Below are 22,052 nucleotides of genomic sequence, written 5' to 3'. Positions count from 1 at the left end.
GTGATGACGCCTTCAGGAGTGGAGCCTGCGGAGCGACCAGAGTGGGCAGGAGTGGAGCCTGCGGAGCGACCATGAAAAACAGGAGTGGAGCCTGCGGAACGGCTGTGGTGGTCAGGAGTTCTGCGCAAGCCAGTCGGCTGTCACTTCGCCTTCACCGCGCCACAGGTCGATGAGGTTGACCAGCATGAGCTGCTCGAGTTTGCTACCGATGAACGGTAGGAAGACTTTGGCTTCCGAGGAGGTCCGAAGGGTGGATCCGGCTTCGGTCGCGAACAGTGAGGTGGAACCTTTCAGACTGCCGGGGCCGGCCGGGATCGAGGCATCGTATTTGCCCGAGGTGGTCTCGCCGAATGGATCGAAGTGCACGTTTCGGGTGATGATCATGTCCTTTTTGAGGACCGTCTGCGCGATGTCCGGCAGTTCGGTCCGCGGAATGATGTGGTGCATCACGATGTCGATTCCCGCGTCTCCGACCTCGAAACTTTTCAGCTCGTTGTGGGAGTACTTCTTCATCTCCTCGATACGAGCGTCCCAGTGATCGCGGCTGGACAACGCGGCGTACACCTGCTCGGTGGAGTGGGTGAACCGGGCTGAGTAGTTCATGCGGCGAGCCATAGTGCAACAGGGTACCGGCTCCGTCGGCGGGCCTGGCCAGGGTGCCTACCCGCCGGTATGTCCGGTCAGCTCAGGTTTTCGGCGATCCATTTCGCGGTGAATCCGTGCTCGTTGTCGATGAGCGAGAGAACTTGCTCGCTGATCATGGCTTCGATCTTTCCGCCGAAGATCGGAACCTTCACCTCGGTGGTGCCGGACAACGACATGGTCGACGCTTCGGCATTTCCTTCGAGCAGCGTGGTTCCGGAGACCGTTGCGGGAGCGCCCTCGACGGTGGCACCGAATTTGCCCTCGGCGCGGTTTCCGCCGATCGGGCCCCAGGACTCGGTGCGCTCGATGACGAGCGGGCCCTTCTTGAATGCTGTGACGGCAGCGGGCAGTTCCTCTTCCGGGATGGATTGGGACATGACGACGCTGATCGTCCCGTTGATCGCATGCACGCTGACCAGGCGTGCGCTGGGGCCGCCGATCTCCTCGATACGGTCTTTCCAGTACTGCTCGGACACGAGCGCGGCGTGCACCTTGTCGACGGGTGCGGGAACGGACGCGCTGTGCGCGATGGGGCGAGGCATACGCGGAGATTACCGGGTGGCTCGGACGGCCATGTGAGACCGGTACCCTGGGTTCCCGTGTCCACCGCAATTTCCGAGCTCACCACGATGCGTGTCGGCGGCCCGGCTCGTGAGTTCGCCGTCGCCGCCAGCAGTGACGAGCTTGTCTCCCTGGTCCAGGATGCCGATGCGTCGGGGACGCCAGTGCTGCTCGTGGGCGGAGGATCGAACCTCGTTGTCGGTGATGACGGCTTCGACGGCCTGGTCGTCAAGGTCGAGACGTCGGGGACGCGGATCGACGGTGAGTCGCTCTGGGTCGCTGCGGGGACGTCGTGGGATTCGGTGGTGGCCGCCTCGCTGGACGAGGGGTTGGCCGGACTCGAAGCGCTCTCGGGGATCCCCGGGCTCTCCGGCGCGACGCCCGTGCAGAACGTCGGCGCGTACGGCACGGTGACGTCGGACGTGTTGGCGAGCTTGACCGTCTATGACCGTGAGACCGGGGAGACAGCGACCTGGACGCCGGATAGGTGTGGGTTCGGATTGCATCGCCAGTCGGTGTTCAAGCACTCGAGCAGGTATGTCATTCTCGATACCACGATGAAGCTTCGTCGGTCCGAATCCTCGGATCCGGTCCGGTACGCGGGCCTCGCCGACCGACTCGGGGTGAGCATCGGTGACACGGTCGCAGCCAAGGAAGTCCGTGAAGCAGTGCTGGATCTGCGCGGGCAGAAGGGAATGGTCCTCGACGCCGAGGACCATGACACCTGGAGCGTCGGATCGTTTTTTCTGAACCCGGTGCTGACCGAGGTACCGGCCAAGGCATCGCGCGCCCCGCAGTACCCCGACCCGTCGGGCATCAAGGTGCACGCTGCGTGGCTCATCCAGAACGCAGGCTTCGCGCACGGGTACGGCCGTGAATTCGGTGCAGGGACCGTCTCACTGTCGACCAAACACGTGCTGGCCGTCACCAACCGGGGCGGTGCACGTACAGCGGATGTCATGGCATTCGCTTCACACATTCGCGACGGAGTCGAAGCCGAGTTCGGCATCACACTCGTCCCCGAATGCGATTTGGTCGGTTGCTCGCTCAACTGACCGAATCGCTCGGCCTACCATCGAAGCAAATACATGGGAGTTCTGATCCACGGCAGCTGCGAGAGTGCAGTGCTGTGGGTACCACTCATGAAAGAGGAGTAATTCTTTGCAGGTCACAAGCGTCGGGCACGCCGGATTTCATATTCAGACCGATGCCGGCAGCATTCTGTGCGATCCGTGGGTGAACCCCGCCTACTTCACCTCGTGGTTCCCTTTCCCCGACAACTCGCAGTTGGACTGGGACGTTCTCGGCGATTGTGACTACCTCTACGTCTCGCACCTGCACAAGGATCATTTCGATCCGAAGAACCTAGCCGAGCATGTCAACAAGGACACGACCGTGCTGTTGCCGGACTACCCGGTCCCGGACCTTAGGCACGAGCTCGAGAAGCTCGGTTTCCACAAATTCTTCGAGACCACGACGTCGGTCAAGCACACGGTGTCCGGTCCCAAGGGCGACCTGGACATCATGATCATCGCGCTCCGCGCACCTGCCGACGGCCCCATCGGTGACTCGGGACTCGTAGTGTCCGACGGCAAGACCGTCGCGTTCAACATGAACGACGCGCGGCCGGTCGACCTCGATGTCCTCACCGAGCAGTTCGGGCACGTGGACGTGCACATGCTGCAGTACTCCGGTGCAATCTGGTACCCGATGGTTTACGACATGGTCGAGCGCGCGAAGCGAACGTTCGGGGAACAGAAGCGTCAGCGTCAGATGGACCGTGCGCGTCAGTACATCGAGCAGATCGACGCCACCTGGGTCATCCCGTCGGCTGGGCCGCCGTGTTTCCTCGACGACGAGTTGCGGTTCCTCAACGACGTCTACGAAGATCCGTCGAACATCTTCCCGGACCAGATGGTCTTCCTCGACCAGATGCGTCGTAACGGCCATGACAAGGGTCTGTTGATGATGCCGGGAACCACCTCGACCTTCGAAGGCAGTGAGCTGCTCGCGCACGAGCATCCGATTCCGGTCGAGGAGGTCGAGGCGATCTTCACCACCGGAAAGGCCGACTACATCGAGGAGTATGCCCAGCGTCAAGCCGGGGTCATCGCCGCGGAGAAAGCTGCGTGGGCTCCGACCGAGGGCGAGCTGTTGCTCGAGCCGCTTCGCGCATTGTTCGAACCGATCATGATTCAGTCCGATCAGATCTGCGACGGCATCGGCTACCCGGTTGCGATGATGCTCGGCGAGGAAACCGTCGTACTCGATTTTCCGAAGCGGATCGTGCGTGAGCCGATCGTGAAGGAACGGTTCCGCTACAGCTTCACGATCGCGCCCGAACTGGTTCGCACGGCCGTGCGGGACGAGGAGCCCGACTGGGTCAACTCGATCTTTCTGTCCACTCGCTTCCGTGCTCGCCGAGTCGGCGGATACAACGAGTTCCTGTACACATTCTTCAAGTGCTTGACGAACGAGCGCATTGCGTACGCGGACGGTTGGTTCGCCGAAGCACACGATGACACCGCGACCATCGTCAAGGACGGCTACGAGATCCAGCGACGTTGCCCGCATCTGAAGGCCGATCTGTCGAAGTTCGGAATCGTCGAGGGCAACAAGTTGACCTGCAATTTGCACGGGTGGGACTGGAACCTCGATACCGGGCGCTGCCTGACATCGAACGGGCACGAGCTGAGGACGAGAAAGCTCGAGTGAGGGCTCGGGCCGACATGACTTCGATGTGAATCTGCCCGCACCTGCGGATCGAGTAGGCCGGACTGCGATTGCCGCGGGTACGTTGGAAAGCGTGCATACGCAGGTAGAACGGACAAATCGAACGCGATTGCTGTGGTTGATCACGGTTTTCGCAGCATTGGCGGCATTGGTTTCGGGCTGCACCATCGGCGGTAACGACGCGGGTTCCTCCGGCAACGGAGCGCCGGCAGCCGAGGCGGCTCCGGTCGCCGAGGTGTACTCGACTCCCGCAGACGGCGCCGAGGACGTCAGTCCAGTCGCGCCGATTTCGGTATCGGTGAAGAACGGGACGCTCGGCGAGGTCACGCTCACCAACGCAGACGGCAAAGTAGTTCAGGGTGCCCTCGCGCCGGACAAGACGTCGTATGCCGTCACCGAGCCGCTCGGGTACGGCGTCACGTACAGCTGGGCGGGCACTGCGGTCGGCACCGACGGTAAGTCCGTCGCAGTCGAGGCACGCTTCACCACGGTCGAGCCAGACAGTCGTACCTCGGTCAGCACCAACATCGGTGACGGCCAAAAGGTGGGCGTCGCGGCGCCGATCATTCTGCAGTTCGATTCGGCGATCGAGAACAAGGCCGAGGTCGAGAAGGCGTTGACGGTCACTACCAACCCGCCGACACCCGGTGCCTGGGCATGGTTCCCCGATGACAACGGCTCGCGCGTGCACTGGCGTCCGACGAACTACTGGGCGCCCGGCACCGCTGTATCGGTCGACGCAAAACTGTACGGCTTGGATTACGGCGACGGCGCTTACGGCGCCGACGATGTGACTATCGACTTCACGGTCGGGCGCAGCCAGGTGGTGATAGCTGATGCCACCAGTCACCGTATGCAGGTCGTCCGTGACGGCCAGACCATCATGGACATCCCCGTCAGCTACGGCGAGGGCGACGAAGAGCGCAATGTGACGCGCAGCGGGATCCATGTCGTGACCGAGAAGCACGAGGACTTCCTCATGTCGAACCCGCCGTTCTACGAGAATGTGCGCGAACGCTGGGCAGTGCGAATTTCCAACAACGGCGAGTTCATTCACGCCAACCCGCTGACCACGGGAGTTCAGGGCGCATCCAACGTCACCAACGGCTGCATCAACCTTTCGGACGCCGATGCTCAGCAGTATTTCGCTACGGCGATGTATGGCGACCCGGTGGAGGTCACAGGTACGCGCATCGACCTGTCCGCCGCGGACGGAGACCTGTACGACTGGGCTATCGACTGGCCGACGTGGCAGTCGATGTCCGAGCTGCCCGTTGGAGCAGCGACTCCGGCGCCGGTCCCGGCAAGCTAGCGTCCCCGGCTCCGCCGCTTCCCGAGTGCGGCGGAGCCGGGCCCGGCCAGGGAAGGGCTACGTGCGCGAAAAGCGCCCCGGACCCGCCTGATCACGCGGCTTGATGATGATCTGGTCCAGATTCACGTGAGACGGACGAGACGCCACGAAGCCGATCACCTCGGCGATGTCCTGCGCAACGAGCGGTGTGATTCCCTGGTACACCGCGTCGGCCTTGGCCTCGTCACCATCGAATCGCACCAGCGAGAACTCGGTCTCGACGGCACCCGGTGCGACCTCGGTGAGGCGGACGGGTTGGCCCAGCAATTCGCCGCGCAGCGTGCGATGCAGCACTGCCTGCGCGTGCTTGGCCGAGGTGTATCCCGACCCGTTGTCGTACGTCTCGAAGGCTGCGACCGAGGTGATGGTCACCACGAGTCCGTCGCCTGATTCGATCAACTTGGGCAGTAGCGCCTTGGTGATGCGCAGGGTTCCCAGAACATTGGTCTCCCACATCCAACGCCAGTCCTCGAGATCGGCGTCGATGACAGGTGCCAGTCCTTTGGCGCCGCCGGCATTGTTGATCAGCACGTGAACCCTGGGGATGACTGCGGTGAACGCGGCCACCGAATCCTCGTCGGTCACATCGAGTTCCAGTGCGGTGCCGCCGATTTCGTCGGCAACCGCTTCCAGTCGATCGAGTCGACGTGCCCCGATGACGACGTGGTATCCCTGGCCGGCGAGCTGGCGAGCAGTGGCTTCGCCGATTCCCGAGCTTGCGCCGGTGACTACGGCGATGCGAGCGTCGGGCGAAATGTGTTCGGACAATGTCATGCATCGATTCTAGACGCCGATTTCGCCTGCATACGGGACCCGGGATTGGTGAACTGACCGTGCAGTGCTAATTTTGCGTCCATGTCCGCAAGCCTCACCCACGCGTTGCGGGTCACCTACGTGACCGTTGCCCTGGGTTCTCGGCTGCCACTTCCCCGGGAACTGTGTTGTCCCGGTCTCGGAACCTGCCGCTAGTTTCTCTGCTCGACGGGCTGAGTCGCGTCGAATCTGCGCGTCTTCTGCCTCGAGTTTCATGCACCACCTGTCTCGCGAAGACGGGTTTACTGCTGAGGACCGACAACTGTGACTATCGCCATTCTGCCTACCTCGACGCCCATTCCGTTGCGGCGCACCGCTCGATCCACTCCCACGCTCGCGCGTTCGTCGCCGCCGCCGAGGGCAGGTGTGCAGGTGGTCGTTCCGGATCTTAGGATCGCGGACAGCCCTGCTGCATCCGTCTTTCGCGTCGCTTCTACGGAAGGACCGATTTCACGTGATAGTGCGGCTCGCGCAACAGGATTGAGTATCGCAACCGTCAATCGTCAAGTATCGGCACTGCTCGGTGTCGGACTTCTTCGTGAACGAGCAGACCTCACCGCCTCCGGCGCCGTCGGACGTCCGCGGATACCGTTCGAGGTCAACCACGGGCCCTACGCCACCATCGGAATTCACATCGGCGCCGTAGTGACCAAAGTTGTCATCTGCGACTTGCGTGGTCGCATTCTCGGCGCTGTCGAGATTTCGACGCCGGCAGGATCGGCGTCGGCTGCACTCGCCTCCATCGCTCGTAGCGCAGGCGCCTTCGCAGCGCGGTGGCATCGCCGCACCCCACTCTGGGTGGGAGTTGCAGTGGGTGGTCGCGTCGATACGGCAACCGGCTCGGTCGATCATCCACGACTGGGTTGGGAAGGCGCTCAGGTCGGGACGATCATCGGTGGGGGACTCGGGCTTCCGGTGTCCGTGTCAGGGCACGTCGAAGCCATGGCCGCGTCGGAGCTGTTGCTGGCGCCGGTGCGGACCGACGAGGTCACGACCGGAACGAGCCTGTACTTCTACGCCCGTGAAACCGCCGGAATCGCGCTGACAATCGACGGACGCGTCCACACTCCGGCGACCGGCCCGGGATCGATCGCGCATGTGCCGACCGGATCGAATGCGCAGTGCTTCTGCGGCAGTCGTGGATGCCTCGAAGCCACCGTCAGCGACCGAGCCGTCGTGGCCGCGGCCGTCGAGCGAGGTGTGTTGACGGCCGAAGATCCGCGCCGGTCGGTCGCGGCGTTGCATCAGCTCGCACAGAGCGGATCACTCGGAGCGCAGGAGGTGTTGACCGAGCGAGCGCAGGCACTCGGAAAGACCGTCGGGTTGTTACGCGATCTGTTCAACCCGGATCGGGTCATGCTCGGTGGCCAGGCCTTCACTGAGTATCCCGCCGGAACCGCACATGTCGCAGCGGCATTCTCGCGATCATCGACGTTGCCGCGCAGGGATATTCGCATCACCGGCTTCGGCAGTAAGGTACAAGAGTTCGCGGCAGCAGTGGTCTCGCTCAGTTCTGTGTACTCCGATCCGCTCGCCTCCATGCGTCGGGCCGCAGCCTGATCGGGTACTGGGCCGCTGCCGAGTCGAGGCCAGGTCTCGGCGACAATGGGCGCCATGGCAACGAGCGAGGTTCGGCAGGCATCCAGCATCGACGGCACCAACATCGTCTACCGAGTTTCGGGTGATCCTGCCGCTCGGCCGTTGGTCTTGTTGCACGGCTGGGCGCAGTCCTCGGCGTGCTGGGGTGAGGGTGTGCTGAACGGGCTGGCGGATTCCTACCGGTTGATTGCCGTGGATCTGCGTGGACACGGGTACTCGGATGCGCCTGCCGACGGGTACGCGGACCCACTCAATTGGGCGGGCGACGTCCACGCAGTCCTCACCGCAGAGGCAATAGCAGCGAATGCAGTTCTACTCGGCTGGTCCTACGGCGGTCTCGTGATCTGCGACTACCTCGCCGAACACGGGAGCGCGGCGGCAGCGGGCGTCGTCCTCGTGGGCGCGATCACCGGTATCGGCCGAGGGGAAGCCGGCGGAAAAGTCGGGAGTTCGATGCGCGCGGCGATCCCCGATGCCATGTCGGAGGTACCGAGCGTCGCCATTCGTGCACTAGGTAGCTTCGGTAACGCACTCACCGGTCCGGTCGAGGGGAAGAGCGCGCAGGCGCAGCAACTCTTCGGGCTCACTCTCGCGACACCCCCTCGTGTCCGGGCTGCGTTGTTCGACCGGACGGCCTCCCACGACGATCTCCTGAGCAGCCTCGAGGTGCCGGCCCTCGTCCTGCACGGAACCGCCGATACGGTCGTCGACGTCTCGTCCGGACGGCACGCAGCGTCGTTGATCCCGCAGGTCACCGAGTCGTATTGGGAGGGTGTCGACCACGGTCCGTTCGTCACCGACCCTGCTCGTTTCGTGGCGGAGGTCGGGGCCTTCATCGAGGGTCTGTGAACATCCGTACTGTGGGGGAGTGCAAACTGGAACGGTGAGTGGTCGCCAGTTGAACCGGGTTGCGGTGCTGTCGCTGCATACCTCTCCACTGGCACAACCCGGCATGGGTGATGCCGGTGGCATGAATGTCTATGTGCTTCAGAGCGCTAAAGAGCTGGCCAAGCGCGGTGTCGAGGTGGAGATATTCACCCGGGCGACGTCTTCCGCCGACGAACCGGTCACCGAGGCAGCACCAGGTGTTCTGGTGCGCAATATCGTGGCCGGACCGTTCGAGGGCCTGGACAAGCAGGATCTACCGACGCAGTTGTGCGCATTCGCGGCAGGTGTACTTCGCGAAGAAGCGCGGCACGACGTCGGATACTACGATCTCGTTCACTCCCACTATTGGCTATCCGGACAAGTCGGTTGGCTTGCGCGTGATCGATGGGGTGTGCCGTTGGTGCACACCGCTCATACGCTCGCCGCCGTGAAGAACGCGTCGATGGCCGCGGGTGACTCACCGGAACCAGCAGCCCGGCAGATCGGTGAACAACAGGTCGTGGCCGAGGCGGATCGGTTGATCGCCAACACCTCGGGAGAGGCCCAGCAGCTCGTCGATATCTACGGGGCGTCACCGGATTCGATCGACGTCGTTGCGCCCGGCGCCGATCTGACCAGGTACCGACCAGGTGAGAAGAATGCTGCCCGCGCGGAGTTCGGAATCGACCCGACCGCGACGGTCGTCGCGTTCGTCGGCAGGATCCAACCGCTCAAAGCACCCGATGTGCTGCTCCGAGCAGCCGCTGAGCTTCTCGCACGTGACCCGAGTGTGCCGCTTCGGATTCTCGTGGTCGGCGGGCCGTCGGGCAGTGGTTTGGATCGGCCCGACAGCCTCATCGAACTTGCTGCTGCACTGGGCATTTCGGCGCGAGTGTCGTTTCTTCCGCCGCAGCGTTCGGCGAAACTCGCGCAGATCTATCGCGCCGCCGATGTGGTGGCCGTTCCGAGTTACAACGAGTCGTTCGGATTGGTCGCCATCGAAGCACAAGCATGCGGAACCCCGGTGATTGCCGCCGATGTAGGCGGTCTCGGTGTCGCGGTCCGATCGGGCGAGACCGGTGTATTGGTACAGGGGCACCGCACCGAAGATTGGGCCACTGCGTTGGGAAACATGCTGCGTGACCGTACTGCGCTCGCGCGCATGGCATCTGCCGCACCGATTCACGCCGCGGACTTCTCGTGGGAGCGCACCGCCGAAGGCCTCATGGAAAGCTACCGGGCCGCCAAGTTCCACTTCGATCGCCATGAAGCGCCGAGTGAATTCTCCCCGCGCCGATCTCGGGGCCTCTGGAAACTACGACGAACAGGAGCCGTCACGGCATGAGCGACACGATCACTCTCATCGACGAGGTGTTGACCGAGCGCGGACTCGAATATCAACGCAAGAACGACAATTCCTTCATCGTCGAGTTGCCGGGTGAGCGGAAGCTCAAAACCACGACGATGCTCACGGTCGGTCGGCACGGCGTTCGCATCGAGGCATTCGTGTGCCGCAAACCCGACGAGAACTTCGAAGGCGTCTACAAGTACCTCCTCCGGCGCAACCGCAGACTGTATGGGGTCCACTACACGATCGACAAAGTAGGCGACATCTACCTCGTCGGTGGAATGTCGTTGCACGCGGTAACCGGTGACGAGATCGACCGAGTGCTTGGCCAGGTTCTCGAGGCGGCCGACGGTGACTTCAATGTTCTCCTCGAACTCGGTTTCGCCGAATCCATCAAACGCGAATGGGCATGGCGTGTTTCGCGCGGAGAACCATTGACCAATCTCGCGGCGTTCGAGCATCTCATCGACGACTGATCGGTGTGGCCGAAAGTCGGTCTCGAACGGGTCTATCGCCCGTTGTGACGGGGTTCACTGTAGGATTTCGACCATCTGCCGTAAGCGTGTTCGAAGGAGAGCCATGAGCTTCAACAGCCCCTTTCCCGATGTCGAGATCCCAAATCTCAGTGTCTACGACTATCTGTTCGGGTCCATCGCGGAGGCTGATCTCGACAAGCCTGCGCTCGTCGATGGCAGCTCCGGAGCAGTCACCACCTACAAGGCTCTCATCGGGCAGATCAACGGCGTAGCCGGAGCCCTCGCAGCCCGTGGCCTCGAACTCGGCGACGTCGTAGCGGTGCACTCGCCGAACGTCCCCGCCTTCGCCTCGGTGCTGCACGGCATTCTGCGCGCCGGTGGTACCGCAACGACGATCAACGCGCTCTACACGGCCGAGGACATCGCCAAGCAGCTCACCGGCTCCGGCGCTAAGTTCCTGTTCACGGTCTCCCCGCTGTACCCGCAGGCCAAGGCAGCGGCCGAGAAGGTCGGTATGGCGGACGATCACATCATCGTTCTAGATGGCGCAGAGGGCCACCCCAGTCTGCGGGACCTGCTGACCGAGGGCGCGCCGGCCCCGGACGTGTCGTTCGATCCGTCGACTCATATCGCCGTGCTGCCGTACTCCTCCGGCACGACGGGCGTCCCCAAGGGCGTGATTCTCACGCATCGCAACCTCGTGGCGAACGTTGCCCAGATGGAGCCTCGCGTCGGCATCGACACCGACGACGCGATCCTCGCGCTGTTGCCGTTCTTCCACATCTACGGGCTGACGGTTCTGCTCAACATCGCGCTGAAACTGCGTGCGCGTCTGGTCACGATGCCGAAATTCGACCTCGCCGAATTCTTGCGCATCATCCAGGACAACAAGCTCACGTACCTCTTCATCGCACCCCCCGTTGCCGTGGCGTTGGCCAAGCATCCGATGGTGGACCAATACGACCTCTCCAGCGTGCACACCATCTTCTCCGGTGCTGCCCCGCTCGACGAGGAACTCGGCAAGGCCGTCGCGAAACGTCTGAACACGCGAGTTCGTCAGGGCTACGGGATGAGCGAACTCAGCCCCGTCAGTCATGCCATTCCATTCGACCGCGACGACATGCCGCTGAGCTCGGTCGGGCTGCCGCTGGCGAACACCGTCAACAAGATCATCGACCCGGGGACACTCGAAGAGATCGCTCTTCCGACCGAGGGGCTTTCGGAGCCCGGCGAACTGTGGGTCAAGGGCCCGAACGTCATGGTCGGCTACCTCAACAATCCCGAGGCGACAGCTGAAACACTCGACGCCGACGGCTATCTGCACACCGGCGACATTGCCGTCGTCGATGCCGAGGGCGTCGTGTACATCGTCGATCGCCTGAAGGAACTGATCAAGTACAAGGGTTACCAGGTGCCGCCCGCAGAGCTGGAAGCGCTACTGCTGACGCACCCGGATATCGCCGACGCGGCCGTCATCGGTGTCATCGACGAAGCAGGCGAAGAGGTTCCGAAGGCATTCGTCGTGCTGCAGGCCGATTCGAAGATCGACGCGGACGGTGTGATGGCCTTCGTCGCCGAGCGCGTCTCGCCGCACAAGAAGGTGCGCAAGGTCGAATTCATCGATATCGTGCCGAAGTCCGCGGCAGGCAAGATTCTGCGCAAAGACCTTCGCGCCGCGGAATCGGGCAAGTAGCAACAGCAGGAAAAAGACAAGCGCACCCCGTTCCGCGAGGAGCGGGGTGCGCTGTGTGTTGGTGGGGGACTTCTAGGGGGCGTCGTCATGGTGAGGGCAATCGATCCGTACACGCCTGGTGCGGCGGAGAGACCGCAGGCGTTGATCGGGCGAACCGAACAACAAGGCCTGTTCGACGCGCTGCTTACCGGGTTGGAGAGTCAGCGATCCATGCGTTCGATGCTCGTGGTCGGGCTACGCGGGGTCGGCAAGACAGCACTGTTGCGCGATTGCGTGGAGCAGGCACGTGCGCGGAACTGGGTGATCATCGACATCGAGGTGAGCAAACGCGAAGACGACGCGTTTCGCCGTCAACTCACGTTCGAATTGCGGGGAGCCCTACTCGGACTGTCACCCCGCTCACGGTGGGGCGCGGCTGCCACTCGCGCAGCCGCAGTGCTGCAGTCCTTCGGGCTCGGTGCAGACGGCTCGATGATGGCGAAGTGGGAGGTCGCAGCCGCTGACGGAATAGCGGACAGTGGTGATCTGGCCGCCGACCTGACTCAGGTTGTCTTGGCAATGGGCGAAGCCGCACTCGAGAACTCGCGGGGCGTGGTGATAGCCGTCGACGAATTCCAGCTCTTGTCGCAGACTCAGTACGCTGCGTTGGTCTCGGCATTTCACCGACCGTTCCTGCGTGAATTGCCGATTACGTTGGTGGGGGCAGGTTTACCGCGCGCGGGCCTGACTCCCGAGATCGAGCGCTACGCCAAGCGGATCTTCGAGTTCCCTGTCCTGGGTGCCTTGACGGACGCAGACGCCCGGCGTGTCCTGAGCGAACCGGCGGCTGCACTCGGAGTGGAGTTCGAGAAGGCCGCGTTGGATGCTGCCGTCGAGCTCACCGGCCGGTACCCCTACTTCCTGCAGGAACTCGGCAGTGCGGTCTGGTCCGCGAAGGTCGGAAGTGCGATCAGCGCGCAGGATGTTGCTGCAGCGTCGGCGCAGTATTACCAGACGCTCGACGACACGTTCTTCGCCAGAAAGTTCGGCCCGACAACTGATCTGGATCGTTCGTATCTGCGGGCGATGGCCGAGGCCGGTCCCGATCCGCAGCACGAAAGCGATCTCGCCCGAATGCTCGACCGCACGGTTACGCAGTGTTCGCAGACCCGCCGATCGTTGTTGGACCGAGGGCTGTTGCACGAATTCGACAGCGGCGGTGTGGCATTCACTGCTCCCCATTTCGACCGGTTCATCAAGAGGGTCATGCCCTCTCTCACCGTTCCCGCTCGGGCCGCGCGTCGGCGTCGGTTCGATCCGTAGCCGTTTCGACCAGCCGTCCTATTCTGAACTCGCCCTCTTCGGGGCTGCACGGACGTGTGCGCGTTCACCCTGCTTGCCGACGAGACTGAGAAACTCGACCGGGCCCGAGCTGGTCGCGCCGAACCAGTGTGGGGTCCGGGTGTCGAACTCCGCAGCCTCGCCGGGTTCGAGGATGAGATCGAGCTCGCCGAGGACGAGTCGTAATCTGCCGTCGAGAACGAAGGCCCAGTCGAAACCTTCGTGCGTGCGGAGAACCGGTGTTGCGTTCTCACGCCCGGCGGGGAGGACGAACTTGTAGGCCTGAATGCCTCCAGGCCGACGCGACAAAGGCACGATGATGGTGCCGTCGTCGGTGGGCAGTGGGCGCATATTGATGCGGGGGTCACCGGTGGGCGGCGCGTCGACGAGCTCGTCCAGAGTGACGCCGTAAGCGCGGGCCAGCGGCAGCAGCTGTTCGAGGGTGGGGCGCCGAAGTCCTGCTTCCAGTCGGGACAGCGTGCTGGTCGAAATGCCGGTCTCCTCGGCGAGAGCGATCAACGTGATGTCGCGGCGCTGTCGTAATTGCTTGAGCCGCGGTCCCACGGCGTCGATGGTGCGGTCCGTGGCCTTATCCATGCGGTTCGACTTTGCCATTCGGCAACAAGGTTTGCAATACCGTGCCGCTCCGGTCACTGTCGAAGAAGCCACCCAGATCGAGAAGGAGAACATACGATGACGCACTCGTTCGACAAGAACTACTGGGACCAGATCTGGCAGGGAGACCGCGCTGCGGGGATGGTTGCCAGTGAGCCGAACCCGCACCTGGTCCGGGATTTCGCAGACTCGACCCCCGGCACCGCACTCGAAGCGGGCTGCGGCGCCGGAGCCGAAGCGATCTGGCTCGCCGCACGCGGCTGGCAGGTCACCGCAGCCGACATCGCAACCGATGCTCTCGCTCACGCGGCCCAGCGAGCCACCGCCATGGGCGTCGCAGATCAGGTGCAGTGGATCGAGGCCGACCTGTCCACCTGGGAACCCGACGCGAAGTACGACCTGGTGACCACGCACTATGCGCATCCCGCGATGCCGCAGCTCGAGTTCTACGACCGCATCGCATCCTGGGTCGCCCCTGCAGGCACCTTGTTCATCGTCGGCCACCTTCATCACGAAAACCATGGCGCGGACGCCGAGCACAGGCATGGACATGGGCACGGTGACGAGAATCCGCCCGCATCTGCCTCTGCGACGGCTGCCGGCATCACGGCGCGCCTCGACCCTGCCGTCTGGGAGGTGGTCACCGCCACCGAATCACACCGAGAATCGACGGGACCCGACGGCCGCCGAACCCCGATTCACGACGTGGTCGTCAAGGCCGTCCGCCGCCCGTGAGCTTGTGGGCGACCGGCGTGTGGGCATGGTGTTCCACCAAGGTGAACCACGAGTCGGGATCCCGCCTGAAAACTGCGCAACCGGAACACCATGCCCACCTGTTCGGGTACCAATGAGGGATGGATGTCACTGTCGAGATCGCTCAGGGCCGGTTGCGCGGACAACGCGTCGACGCTGTCACTTCGTTCCTCGGGATTCCCTACGCGGAAGCGCCCTTCGGACCGAACCGCTTTGCGGCACCGACGCCTCCGCCGAGGTGGGCGGGCGTCCGGGATGCGGTTGCCTACGGCGCGACGGCGCCCAAGATCGGCTATCGGCCGCCGACCAGCACTATTCTCAGTGAGCCGGTGGTGCCGGGCGAAGAGTGCCTCAACCTCAATATCTGGACGCCGGATATTGCCGAGACCGGTTTGCCGGTCTTCGTGTGGATCCACGGTGGCGCATTCGTCAACGGCAGCAATGTAGTACCGATCTACGACGGCAGCGCCTTTGCGCGCGACGGGATCGTCGCTGTCGTCATCAACTATCGACTCGGAGCCGACGGTTTCGCACGGATCGAGGGTGCACCGGCAAACCGAGGGCTGCTCGACCAGGTCGCAGCGCTGGAGTGGGTACGCGACAACATCGGAGCGTTCGGGGGCGATCCGGGGAAAGTGACCGTCGCGGGGGAGTCCGCCGGAGCAATGAGCATCGGGACGCTGTTGTCGATGCCGCGCGCGGAAGGGTTGTTTTGTCGGGCGATCCTGCAGAGCGGCGCCGGTCATCACGTCATCTCCGAATCAACGGCAGCCAAAGTATCCACTGCGCTGGCCCACGAGGTAGGGGTGAGCGCCGATGTCGAGGGGTTCGGTTCGGTCCCCGTCGATACGCTCGTGGATGCGCAACGAGACCTCGGTGACCGCATCACTGCCGAGGCGCCTACCGGCGCGTGGGGTGAACTCGCTTTCAACGCAATGCCGTTCGAGCCCTACATCGACGGGGATATCGTTCCAGAGTTGCCGTACACGCGAATCGCGAAAGGCTCAGGTGCCGACGTCGACCTGCTCATCGGAACCACCAGTGAGGAGTTCGCGTTCTTCCTCGTTCCAGCCGGGGTGACCCAGTACGTCGACGAAGCCCGCCTGCGCCTCGCGCTCGGCGCGTATGGCGCCGACGTCGATGCCGCGGTTGCCGAGTATGCCGCGCTGTCGCCCAACGCATCACCGGGTGAGCTTCTCATCGCGGTGATGACCGACTGGTTCTTCCGATTGCCGGCGTTACGAGTCGTCGAGGCCAGAGGCGGGCAGGCATTCGTCTACGAATTCACCTGGCGGTCAACGCTGTACGACGGCAACCTCGGCGCGTGCCATGCCTTGGAGATCGGTTTCGTGTTCGACGCACTAGAGCGAAGCGAACGAATCACCGGAACCGGCCCACCGCAGAAGCTGGCCGAAAAAATGCACAGAGCCTGGGTGGATTTCGTGCGCGACGGCACTCCCGGGTGGACTCCTTATGGTAATGAGCGTTCGGTCATGATGTTCGGTGAGCAGTCCGGCGTCGTCGACGATCCCAGGGCGAGAACGCGCGAACTATGGTCGGGGGTGCGCTGATCGGCATCATGTGGCGGTCTCGCAACTGCTGAACACTGCGAAAGTCGCCGTTTCGAACAGCGTCATCGAGCTCGTCTCTCATCCGGGTCCCCTGCGACCCTCTGTGCGGGGTAGTTCGTCGCTTTCGTTGCGAACGTTTGTACTCGAGCTAGAGTGCCTTTCGGGATCACGATTGGGGGAATCGTTGAAGGTCGATACTGAAATTTTGCGCATGTTCGCTGCATATCTCAGCAGCGCAAGCGCATCGCTCGAGAGCCAGAACGTACTAGCACCGTTCGCTGAGATTGAGTGTGCTCTGCCTGGTACCGGGTTCCAAGCCACGGTTGCAGCAGCATCTGGTGCGACGGCCACCGCCGTCCTCGGGCTATCGGGACGTATGGAGACAGTGGCGCGTGTGGCCAGAGGCGTCGCCGGGACCTACGACACGACGGAAGAGGACTTCGTTCCGAAGTTGCAATCGATGGATACCGGTCGATGACGCTAACGGTTGCCGAAGTTTCGGGCTGGAGGCCGGCGTCGCTGATCAACGCCGGACGGCAGTTGAGCGGAATTGTTTCTGCCTTGGACTCTCAGCGTGCGGGTGTTCTGCAGGAGCAGAATGCACTTGCCGATACCTGGCACGGTGAAGCAGCTATTGCCGCAGCGGAGAGAGTAGTCGGCGAGTGCTCTCTGGTGAGTTCGGTAGCGGAAGTCCTTCAGTCCGTTGCCGATGAACTCACCGGGTCCGGTGGAATTGTCGACGGTGTTCGGAACCGCGTCGTTGAGGTGGTGTCTGACGCTACAACGCGATGCTTCGATGTCGAAGCTTCCGGCATGGTAAACGCAGACAAAATGATCGCACTGTGTGCAGTAATTACGGGCCCGGCCTCTGAAGATGCTGCATTGGCATTTCAGTTGGAAGCGGCCGAATTGACGCGACAGTTGCTCGAGGCTTTGCGGCAAGCAGAAGCGGCCGCGGAAGGCGTCTCGTCGAGGCTGGCAGCACACATTGCAATCGCGCAGGACCTTGCACTTCTGAGCAGCAACGGGAATGTCGTGGTGGATGTCGACGGTGGATTCTCGTGGCAGCCCGACTATCCAGCTACCTTCGCTTCAGCGACAGTTGGTGTGATGACCGACGTGACGGGGAAGGGGTTGACCAGTGCGGCGGTGAGCTCGGTCGACGATGTGGGCAAACTGATCGGGAAGGGATTTGGGCCTGCAGGGGCAGTTCTTGGAGTTATACCAGCGATTCACAATGATATCGCCGGAGGAATGAGTCCAACTGCGGCGATCGTGACGGAAGGAACCGCGGCGGCCGGTGGATATTTGGTCGGGTCGGTCGCCGGTGGAGTAGTGGGAACGTTCATCCCGATTCCTGTCGTGGGCACTGCGATCGGCGTTGGCGTTGGTGCTGCCCTGGGCGGTCTCGTTGCCTGGGGCGGTTCCAAGGTCATGCAGAATCTGTGGGATTGACATGGGTTCTGAAAGGGACTGTCCGCAACCTCGCACAGATCTTCCAGTGCTCCAGTGGATTCCACGGTGGCCACAGAGGATTCAGTGGACGGGTTTCTCGAGTGCACTGTTCATCGCGGCCTTCGCCGTACTGGTTTTCGTAGCGTTGTTCAAGGGAGTTGCCAACGGAAGTTGGCTGGCTACTGCCGGATTCGTCGGTCTGGCCATCGTGTTCGTGATCATGGCCGCGCACATGTCGGGCATAGCGGGTATTCGGTACGTGTCACTTTCCCAACGCGTGAGAAGCTGTGACCACCCCCGCTACGGGACAGGCGTCGAGATCGGACAGCAGAGACTGACCTACGCGGCCATGTTGACTGTTCTGGCTGGGGCGATGACCTACGGGTTCGCGGCAGTTTTCGCATGGGCCGTTGGCCAGGGCTCGACACTTCTACCTGTTGGTCGTGACGGTCGTACTGGTGCAATGATCGCCGGTGCAGCCGGCGTCGTTCTGTTGGCCGCATTGCTACTGCTTGTGCTCTTACGCAATGTTGTGACCATGTCGATCTTCGAAAGCGGACTTCACAGGACGGTAGCGAAATGGCGGTTCGGTCGAGTGCAAGTTGTAGACAGTTTTCTGCCTTGGGAAGACATCGACGACGTCGTTGCCGATGACTATGTCGTTCACGTCGGTAAGTCGGTCGCTAACCCGATAATTCGTCTGAGCCATCACGACGCCGTCCTTGACGACACGTGTGTCGGACAGGATCAGAAAGGAGAACTGGTCGTGCTCGCGTACTACATGGTGTCCGAGCCGAACATGTTGCTGGCGCTGGTGAACTTTATGCGTCAAAACCCTGATGAGCGAACAGCAGTGACGCGAACGGACGCCGTCGAGATGCTGCGGCCGCCCCTATTGTCTACTCGTTTTCGGCTCTCCAGCCTCTCGACGGGGACCGCATAATCGGCGTGGACGAGCACGAGTGGAGACACGTGCGTGGACACGGCGAACCCAGTTTCATCACGGCGATCTTGGATCTGACGCCGGTCCACGACGGGACCTTTCCCGCTCGTTTGCCGGCCATCGCCCCGGGACGTTCCACTGCGGCGCTCCTGGACGGTCAGCGGCCGCGCCACTGGGGTGGGCGCTTTTCGAAGAATGCGCTGATGCCCTCGCTCATGTCCTCCGAGGCGCGGAAGACCTCGATGGCCTGTTCGGTGGCCTGCCAGCCGAGGGTGTCCTCGGCTGCCGTGATCGCGCGCAACGCGCGCAGGGTCTCCCCCACAGCCATGGGGGAGGACAGGCAGATGTCCTCGGCGAGCGCGAGCGCCCGCTCGAGCGCGCAGCCCGGCTCGGCCACCTCGTTGACCAGGCCTAACTGGTATGCGCGTTCTGGTTCCAGGTGGCGGCCGGAGATGAGTAGCTCCCGCGCGATGTTCGGCGGCAGCGCCCGGGCGGCGCGGAAGAGCGCGCCCGAGGTGGCGACGAGTCCGCGTCGGGTCTCGGGAAGACCGAAACGCGCTGTGCGGGAGGCGATGATTGCGTCGCAGGCGAGTGCGATCTCGAATCCGCCGCCGAGCGCGAGTCCTTCGACCGCGGCGATCAGCGGCGTGCGGCGCTCGCGCCGGATGACCCCGTACTCCCCGCCCCGCTCGGTCCGCAGGCTCACGCCCGCGCTGAGGTCGGTGCCCGCGCTGAACACCTGAGCGGTCCCGGTGATGACGCCGGCCCACAACTCCGGATCGTCCTCGAGCCGGTTCAGCGCCGCGTCGATGCCCTCCGCGGTGGCCCGGTCGATGGCGTTGCGTTTGGCCTCCCGCTCGAGGCGGATGACCAGGACTCGGCCACGGAGCTCTTCGACGACGCTCATGCCCGCACCCAGGTCGCGGCTGTGCCGATGTCGGCCCGCGGGGTGCGGAAGGAGTTGGCAGGGTGTTCTTCGTCGGCGTAGCCGAACGAGATGGAACAGACCACCTTCCGGTCCTCGGGCAGGCCGAAGAAGTCGCGCATGTAAGGCGCGCTGCCCGCGAGCGCGGCCTGCGGGATCGCGGCCACGCCGAGACTGTGCGCGGCGAGCAGGAAGGTGTTGACGTACAGGCCGCAGTCGACGGCTCCATAGGTCCCGAGGGCCTCGTCCGAGGTGATGACGGCTACATGGGGCGCACCGAACAGCTCGAAGTTCTTCATCGTCTGCGCCGACGAGGCCTGGCGGTCGCCTGCCGCGATGCCCACGCTGGCGTACAGCTGCATCGCGCAGTCCTTGCGGCGGGTGCCGTAGTCACCCTGATACGCGGTGGGGAAGGGGAAGTCCGGCGCCTGCGGAGAGGACCGCACGTACTCGCCGAGCCCCTTCCGGAACCGTTCGGTGCCCTCGCACTCGGTGATGGACACCTGCCAGGGCTGGGTGTTGCACCAGGACGGTGTGCGTTGCGCCATTTCGAGGATCTGCTCGATCGTGCCGCGGGGCACGGGGTCTGGGTGGAACGCGCGGCAGCTGCTGCGCGTGTCGAGCAGTGCTTTCAGCTCGGAGTGGCGGCTGGGGGCCGGCGCATCTCTCACGACGGGACTCTCCTGATTCGATTGCTGGACAAGGGGATAGCGCGTTGGGGCTAGTCGACGCCGATGGGCGTGTCGCCGACGATCGAGATTCGCTCCATGACGCGACGCGCCGGGAAGTAGTCGCTCGAGGCGTAGTGCTGGCTGGCGCGGTTGTCCCAGAAGGCGATGGTGTTCGGTTGCCAGCGCAGCCGAACTTGCAGCTCTGGGCGCATGGCGTGCCGGTAGAGCATGCGCAGCAGCTCGTTCGACTCGTCCGCTGAAACGCCGAGGATGCGCTGGGTGAAGGCGACGTTGACGAACAGCACGCGGCGGCCGGTCTCGGGGATGACCCGCACCACCGGGTGCGTGACCGGCGGGAACTGGGGTCGCAGCATGTCGATCGCGTCCTGCGGCATCCCGGACCCGAACGAACGTAGCCAGTCGTGCTCGGCCTCGAGGTGGTCGATCCGCATCTTGATGTCTTCTGGCAGTAGATCGTATGCCGCGCCCATGTCTGCCCACAGCGTGTCCCCGCCGACTGGTGGGATCTCGACCGCGCGCAGGACTGCCGCGAACGAGGGAGTCCGATGCCAGGTGACGTCGTTGTGCCAGATGTTCTCGGCGCCGACGGCGGTCGCGTCCTTGGCCAGCGTCGCGACGTCGATGTCGCCCTGCCCGGGCTGGGTGTACTTGTAGAACGGATGCTGCTCGAGCTCTCCCCACCGCGCGGCGAACGCGCGGTGCTCAGCCCGCGTGATGTCCTGGTCGCGGAAGAACAGCACCTTCCACTCGAGCAGCGCCCGGCGCAGTTCCGCCAAGACCTCGTCGGCGAGGTCCCCGCCGAGTCGGATGCCGGAGATCTCGGCGCCGATGGTGGGGGTCTGCGGGTTCAGCGTGAACAGCTCGTAGGGCCGGTCGTCCGCGGCCGCCGCTAGACGGGGGGCGATGATCGGCCCGAAGTATGCCAGCGGGTCGGTAGGGGTGGGTGCCGCAGTGCTGGGAAGCGCGTAGGTCATGGTGTGGCTCCTAGAGATAGGGGGCGGCTAGAAATACGGAGTGGGGGTAGAGACCGGGGCTTCGATCATGGCGGTGAGAGTGTCGACGAGATTGGAGACGATCGCAGTGGTCTCGGCGGCGGTCCGTTCCGACCCTTCCCTCGTTGCGAGGGCCGTCATGCTGAACATGACGGCGTTGTTGGTGCGCCAGGTCGCGACCTCTCCTGGCGCGGGGCAGAGCGCGACCATTAGCTGGTGGACGCGACGGTAGCTGTCCGCCTGCAGGTGTTTCTGGGTCACCTCGGCGAGTGCGGGGTCGATCACCGCCTGCACGAGAAAGCGCGCGTAGCGGCTGCCGGGCCTGCCGAGGGTCTCGGCGGCGAGAGGATGTACGAGGGCCTCTACTGCCTGTCGGACGGGTGTCGGATCGCCAGACCTCTCGATCTTCTCGAGCAGTTCTGTTCTGCGGGCGTTGACGGGACCCATACGCGCCGCGACCAGGGCTTCGATGAGTCCTTCGCGGGACCCGAAGTGGTACTTGGCCGCAGACTTGTTGGACTGGTTCGCCGCCAATTGGACGTCTTTGAGCGTGAGCGCGGGCAGCCCTCGTTCGGCGATGATCTGCTCGGCGGCGTCGATCATCGCGATCTGTGGCGTGAGTGGGGTCACAAGATGTAGGTTAAGGTCGTAACCTTAAGCTGTCAAACGTCGACCGAGCTGGTGGCGGCGTCGAAGTCTG

At 63.5% G+C, this 22,052-nt stretch carries 22 protein-coding genes and 1 pseudogene; 15 read left to right on the top strand and 8 right to left on the bottom strand.

Annotated elements, in window-relative coordinates; translation table 11 throughout:
- Window positions 1-111 precede the first annotated feature (111 nt).
- Both QMK32_RS01775 and QMK32_RS01770 read right to left on the bottom strand, forming a co-directional pair.
- Window positions 112-615 carry a DUF2505 domain-containing protein gene (locus tag QMK32_RS01775; RefSeq protein ID WP_269304763.1) on the bottom strand — a complete coding sequence of 168 codons (504 nt, stop codon included), beginning with the start codon at window positions 613-615 and terminating at the stop codon, window positions 112-114.
- A 65-nt stretch (window positions 616-680) separates the two neighbouring features.
- Complete coding sequence (locus QMK32_RS01770; protein ID WP_269304765.1) at window positions 681-1,187, bottom strand: DUF2505 domain-containing protein; 507 nt, start codon at window positions 1,185-1,187, stop codon at window positions 681-683.
- 57 nt (window positions 1,188-1,244) lie between these two features.
- Here QMK32_RS01770 and QMK32_RS01765 point away from each other — a divergent pair, with 57 nt between their 5' ends.
- The 3 genes from QMK32_RS01765 (at window position 1,245) to QMK32_RS01755 (ending at window position 5,251) form a co-directional block, all read left to right on the top strand.
- Window positions 1,245-2,261: a UDP-N-acetylmuramate dehydrogenase gene (locus QMK32_RS01765; RefSeq protein ID WP_269304766.1), complete on the top strand. Its 1,017-nt coding sequence runs from the start codon at window positions 1,245-1,247 to the stop codon at window positions 2,259-2,261.
- Between the two features lie 106 nt (window positions 2,262-2,367).
- Window positions 2,368-3,921: an MBL fold metallo-hydrolase gene (locus QMK32_RS01760; RefSeq protein WP_283472602.1), complete on the top strand. Its 1,554-nt coding sequence runs from the start codon at window positions 2,368-2,370 to the stop codon at window positions 3,919-3,921.
- A 91-nt stretch (window positions 3,922-4,012) separates the two neighbouring features.
- The gene (locus QMK32_RS01755; RefSeq protein ID WP_502943520.1) at window positions 4,013-5,251 is read left to right on the top strand and encodes a L,D-transpeptidase; all 1,239 of its coding nucleotides are present in this window, start codon (window positions 4,013-4,015) and stop codon (window positions 5,249-5,251) included.
- A gap of 57 nt (window positions 5,252-5,308) precedes the next feature.
- Here QMK32_RS01755 and QMK32_RS01750 read toward each other — a convergent pair whose 3' ends face one another.
- Window positions 5,309-6,064: an SDR family NAD(P)-dependent oxidoreductase gene (locus QMK32_RS01750; RefSeq protein ID WP_283472600.1), complete on the bottom strand. Its 756-nt coding sequence runs from the start codon at window positions 6,062-6,064 to the stop codon at window positions 5,309-5,311.
- Between the two features lie 303 nt (window positions 6,065-6,367).
- Here QMK32_RS01750 and QMK32_RS01745 point away from each other — a divergent pair, with 303 nt between their 5' ends.
- From QMK32_RS01745 to QMK32_RS01720, 6 genes are all read left to right on the top strand, one after another.
- Window positions 6,368-7,663 carry an ROK family protein gene (locus tag QMK32_RS01745; RefSeq protein WP_502943502.1) on the top strand — a complete coding sequence of 432 codons (1,296 nt, stop codon included), beginning with the start codon at window positions 6,368-6,370 and terminating at the stop codon, window positions 7,661-7,663.
- A 54-nt stretch (window positions 7,664-7,717) separates the two neighbouring features.
- Window positions 7,718-8,551 (top strand): alpha/beta fold hydrolase, encoded by an 834-nt coding sequence (locus tag QMK32_RS01740; protein ID WP_283472597.1) that lies wholly within the window; start codon window positions 7,718-7,720, stop codon window positions 8,549-8,551.
- 19 nt (window positions 8,552-8,570) lie between these two features.
- Window positions 8,571-9,914, top strand: a complete 1,344-nt coding sequence (gene mshA / locus QMK32_RS01735; protein WP_283472595.1) for a D-inositol-3-phosphate glycosyltransferase — start codon at window positions 8,571-8,573, stop codon at window positions 9,912-9,914.
- Entirely contained in the window at window positions 9,911-10,393 is a 483-nt protein-coding gene (locus QMK32_RS01730) for a type III secretion system chaperone family protein (protein WP_269304774.1), read from the top strand. Before mshA ends, QMK32_RS01730 begins: the two co-directional genes overlap by 4 nt.
- Before the next feature lie 103 nt (window positions 10,394-10,496).
- Window positions 10,497-12,086, top strand: coding sequence for an AMP-binding protein (locus QMK32_RS01725; protein WP_283472592.1), 1,590 nt, complete (start codon window positions 10,497-10,499; stop codon window positions 12,084-12,086).
- 87 nt (window positions 12,087-12,173) lie between these two features.
- A complete protein-coding gene (locus QMK32_RS01720) occupies window positions 12,174-13,388 on the top strand; it encodes a DUF8462 domain-containing protein (RefSeq protein WP_283472591.1) in 1,215 nt (404 codons plus the stop codon).
- An 18-nt stretch (window positions 13,389-13,406) separates the two neighbouring features.
- Here the strand turns inward: QMK32_RS01720 and QMK32_RS01715 are convergent, their stop codons facing one another.
- Window positions 13,407-14,003: a helix-turn-helix domain-containing protein gene (locus QMK32_RS01715; protein WP_283472590.1), complete on the bottom strand. Its 597-nt coding sequence runs from the start codon at window positions 14,001-14,003 to the stop codon at window positions 13,407-13,409.
- Window positions 14,004-14,099: 96 nt separating this feature from the next.
- On the opposite strand from QMK32_RS01715, the gene QMK32_RS01710 reads away from it, so the two are divergent.
- The 6 genes and pseudogenes from QMK32_RS01710 to QMK32_RS01685 all read left to right on the top strand — a co-directional run.
- The gene (locus tag QMK32_RS01710; protein ID WP_283472589.1) at window positions 14,100-14,756 is read left to right on the top strand and encodes a class I SAM-dependent methyltransferase; all 657 of its coding nucleotides are present in this window, start codon (window positions 14,100-14,102) and stop codon (window positions 14,754-14,756) included.
- A gap of 119 nt (window positions 14,757-14,875) precedes the next feature.
- Window positions 14,876-16,345, top strand: coding sequence for a carboxylesterase/lipase family protein (locus tag QMK32_RS01705; RefSeq protein WP_283472588.1), 1,470 nt, complete (start codon window positions 14,876-14,878; stop codon window positions 16,343-16,345).
- Between the two features lie 172 nt (window positions 16,346-16,517).
- Window positions 16,518-16,823 (top strand): hypothetical protein, encoded by a 306-nt coding sequence (locus QMK32_RS01700; RefSeq protein ID WP_283472586.1) that lies wholly within the window; start codon window positions 16,518-16,520, stop codon window positions 16,821-16,823.
- On the top strand, window positions 16,820-17,800 hold the full coding sequence (locus QMK32_RS01695) for a hypothetical protein (protein ID WP_283472585.1): 981 nt from the start codon (window positions 16,820-16,822) through the stop codon (window positions 17,798-17,800). The genes QMK32_RS01700 and QMK32_RS01695 overlap by 4 nt, the downstream gene beginning before the upstream one ends.
- Window positions 17,801-17,846: 46 nt before the next feature.
- Window positions 17,847-18,743 carry a hypothetical protein gene (locus QMK32_RS01690; RefSeq protein WP_283472583.1) on the top strand — a complete coding sequence of 299 codons (897 nt, stop codon included), beginning with the start codon at window positions 17,847-17,849 and terminating at the stop codon, window positions 18,741-18,743.
- A pseudogene (locus tag QMK32_RS01685) lies at window positions 18,725-18,898 on the top strand (ISL3 family transposase); the annotation flags it as partial. The gene QMK32_RS01690 and the pseudogene QMK32_RS01685, both read left to right, overlap by 19 nt.
- A 2-nt stretch (window positions 18,899-18,900) precedes the next feature.
- Here the strand turns inward: QMK32_RS01685 and QMK32_RS01680 are convergent.
- The 4 genes from QMK32_RS01680 to QMK32_RS01665 are packed head-to-tail and all read right to left on the bottom strand — an operon-like array spanning window position 18,901 to window position 21,982.
- Window positions 18,901-19,650 (bottom strand): enoyl-CoA hydratase-related protein, encoded by a 750-nt coding sequence (locus QMK32_RS01680; RefSeq protein WP_283472581.1) that lies wholly within the window; start codon window positions 19,648-19,650, stop codon window positions 18,901-18,903.
- Window positions 19,647-20,339, bottom strand: a complete 693-nt coding sequence (locus tag QMK32_RS01675) for a nitroreductase (RefSeq protein ID WP_283472580.1) — start codon at window positions 20,337-20,339, stop codon at window positions 19,647-19,649. Before QMK32_RS01675 ends, QMK32_RS01680 begins: the two co-directional genes overlap by 4 nt.
- A gap of 50 nt (window positions 20,340-20,389) precedes the next feature.
- A complete protein-coding gene (locus tag QMK32_RS01670; protein ID WP_283472579.1) occupies window positions 20,390-21,334 on the bottom strand; it encodes a TauD/TfdA dioxygenase family protein in 945 nt (314 codons plus the stop codon).
- Between the two features lie 27 nt (window positions 21,335-21,361).
- Window positions 21,362-21,982: a TetR family transcriptional regulator gene (locus QMK32_RS01665; RefSeq protein ID WP_283472578.1), complete on the bottom strand. Its 621-nt coding sequence runs from the start codon at window positions 21,980-21,982 to the stop codon at window positions 21,362-21,364.
- Window positions 21,983-22,052 lie beyond the last annotated feature (70 nt).

Origin of the sequence: Rhodococcus sp. H29-C3, from assembly GCF_030063405.1 — a bacterium.
Classification (GTDB): domain Bacteria; phylum Actinomycetota; class Actinomycetes; order Mycobacteriales; family Mycobacteriaceae; genus Rhodococcoides.
The sequence above is the reverse complement of the archived record's forward strand: the minus strand, read 5'-3'. Positions and strand labels throughout refer to the sequence as shown.

Coding starts and splice junctions, on each gene's coding strand:
- QMK32_RS01775 (WP_269304763.1), bottom strand. CDS start 615: ATGGCTCGCCGCATGAACTACTCAGCCCGGTTCACCCACTCCACCGAG.
- QMK32_RS01770 (WP_269304765.1), bottom strand. CDS start 1,187: ATGCCTCGCCCCATCGCGCACAGCGCGTCCGTTCCCGCACCCGTCGAC.
- QMK32_RS01750 (WP_283472600.1), bottom strand. CDS start 6,064: ATGACATTGTCCGAACACATTTCGCCCGACGCTCGCATCGCCGTAGTC.
- QMK32_RS01740 (WP_283472597.1), top strand. CDS start 7,718: ATGGCAACGAGCGAGGTTCGGCAGGCATCCAGCATCGACGGCACCAAC.
- QMK32_RS01730 (WP_269304774.1), top strand. CDS start 9,911: ATGAGCGACACGATCACTCTCATCGACGAGGTGTTGACCGAGCGCGGA.
- QMK32_RS01725 (WP_283472592.1), top strand. CDS start 10,497: ATGAGCTTCAACAGCCCCTTTCCCGATGTCGAGATCCCAAATCTCAGT.
- QMK32_RS01720 (WP_283472591.1), top strand. CDS start 12,174: ATGGTGAGGGCAATCGATCCGTACACGCCTGGTGCGGCGGAGAGACCG.
- QMK32_RS01715 (WP_283472590.1), bottom strand. CDS start 14,003: ATGGATAAGGCCACGGACCGCACCATCGACGCCGTGGGACCGCGGCTC.
- QMK32_RS01710 (WP_283472589.1), top strand. CDS start 14,100: ATGACGCACTCGTTCGACAAGAACTACTGGGACCAGATCTGGCAGGGA.
- QMK32_RS01705 (WP_283472588.1), top strand. CDS start 14,876: ATGGATGTCACTGTCGAGATCGCTCAGGGCCGGTTGCGCGGACAACGC.
- QMK32_RS01695 (WP_283472585.1), top strand. CDS start 16,820: ATGACGCTAACGGTTGCCGAAGTTTCGGGCTGGAGGCCGGCGTCGCTG.
- QMK32_RS01680 (WP_283472581.1), bottom strand. CDS start 19,650: ATGAGCGTCGTCGAAGAGCTCCGTGGCCGAGTCCTGGTCATCCGCCTC.
- QMK32_RS01670 (WP_283472579.1), bottom strand. CDS start 21,334: ATGACCTACGCGCTTCCCAGCACTGCGGCACCCACCCCTACCGACCCG.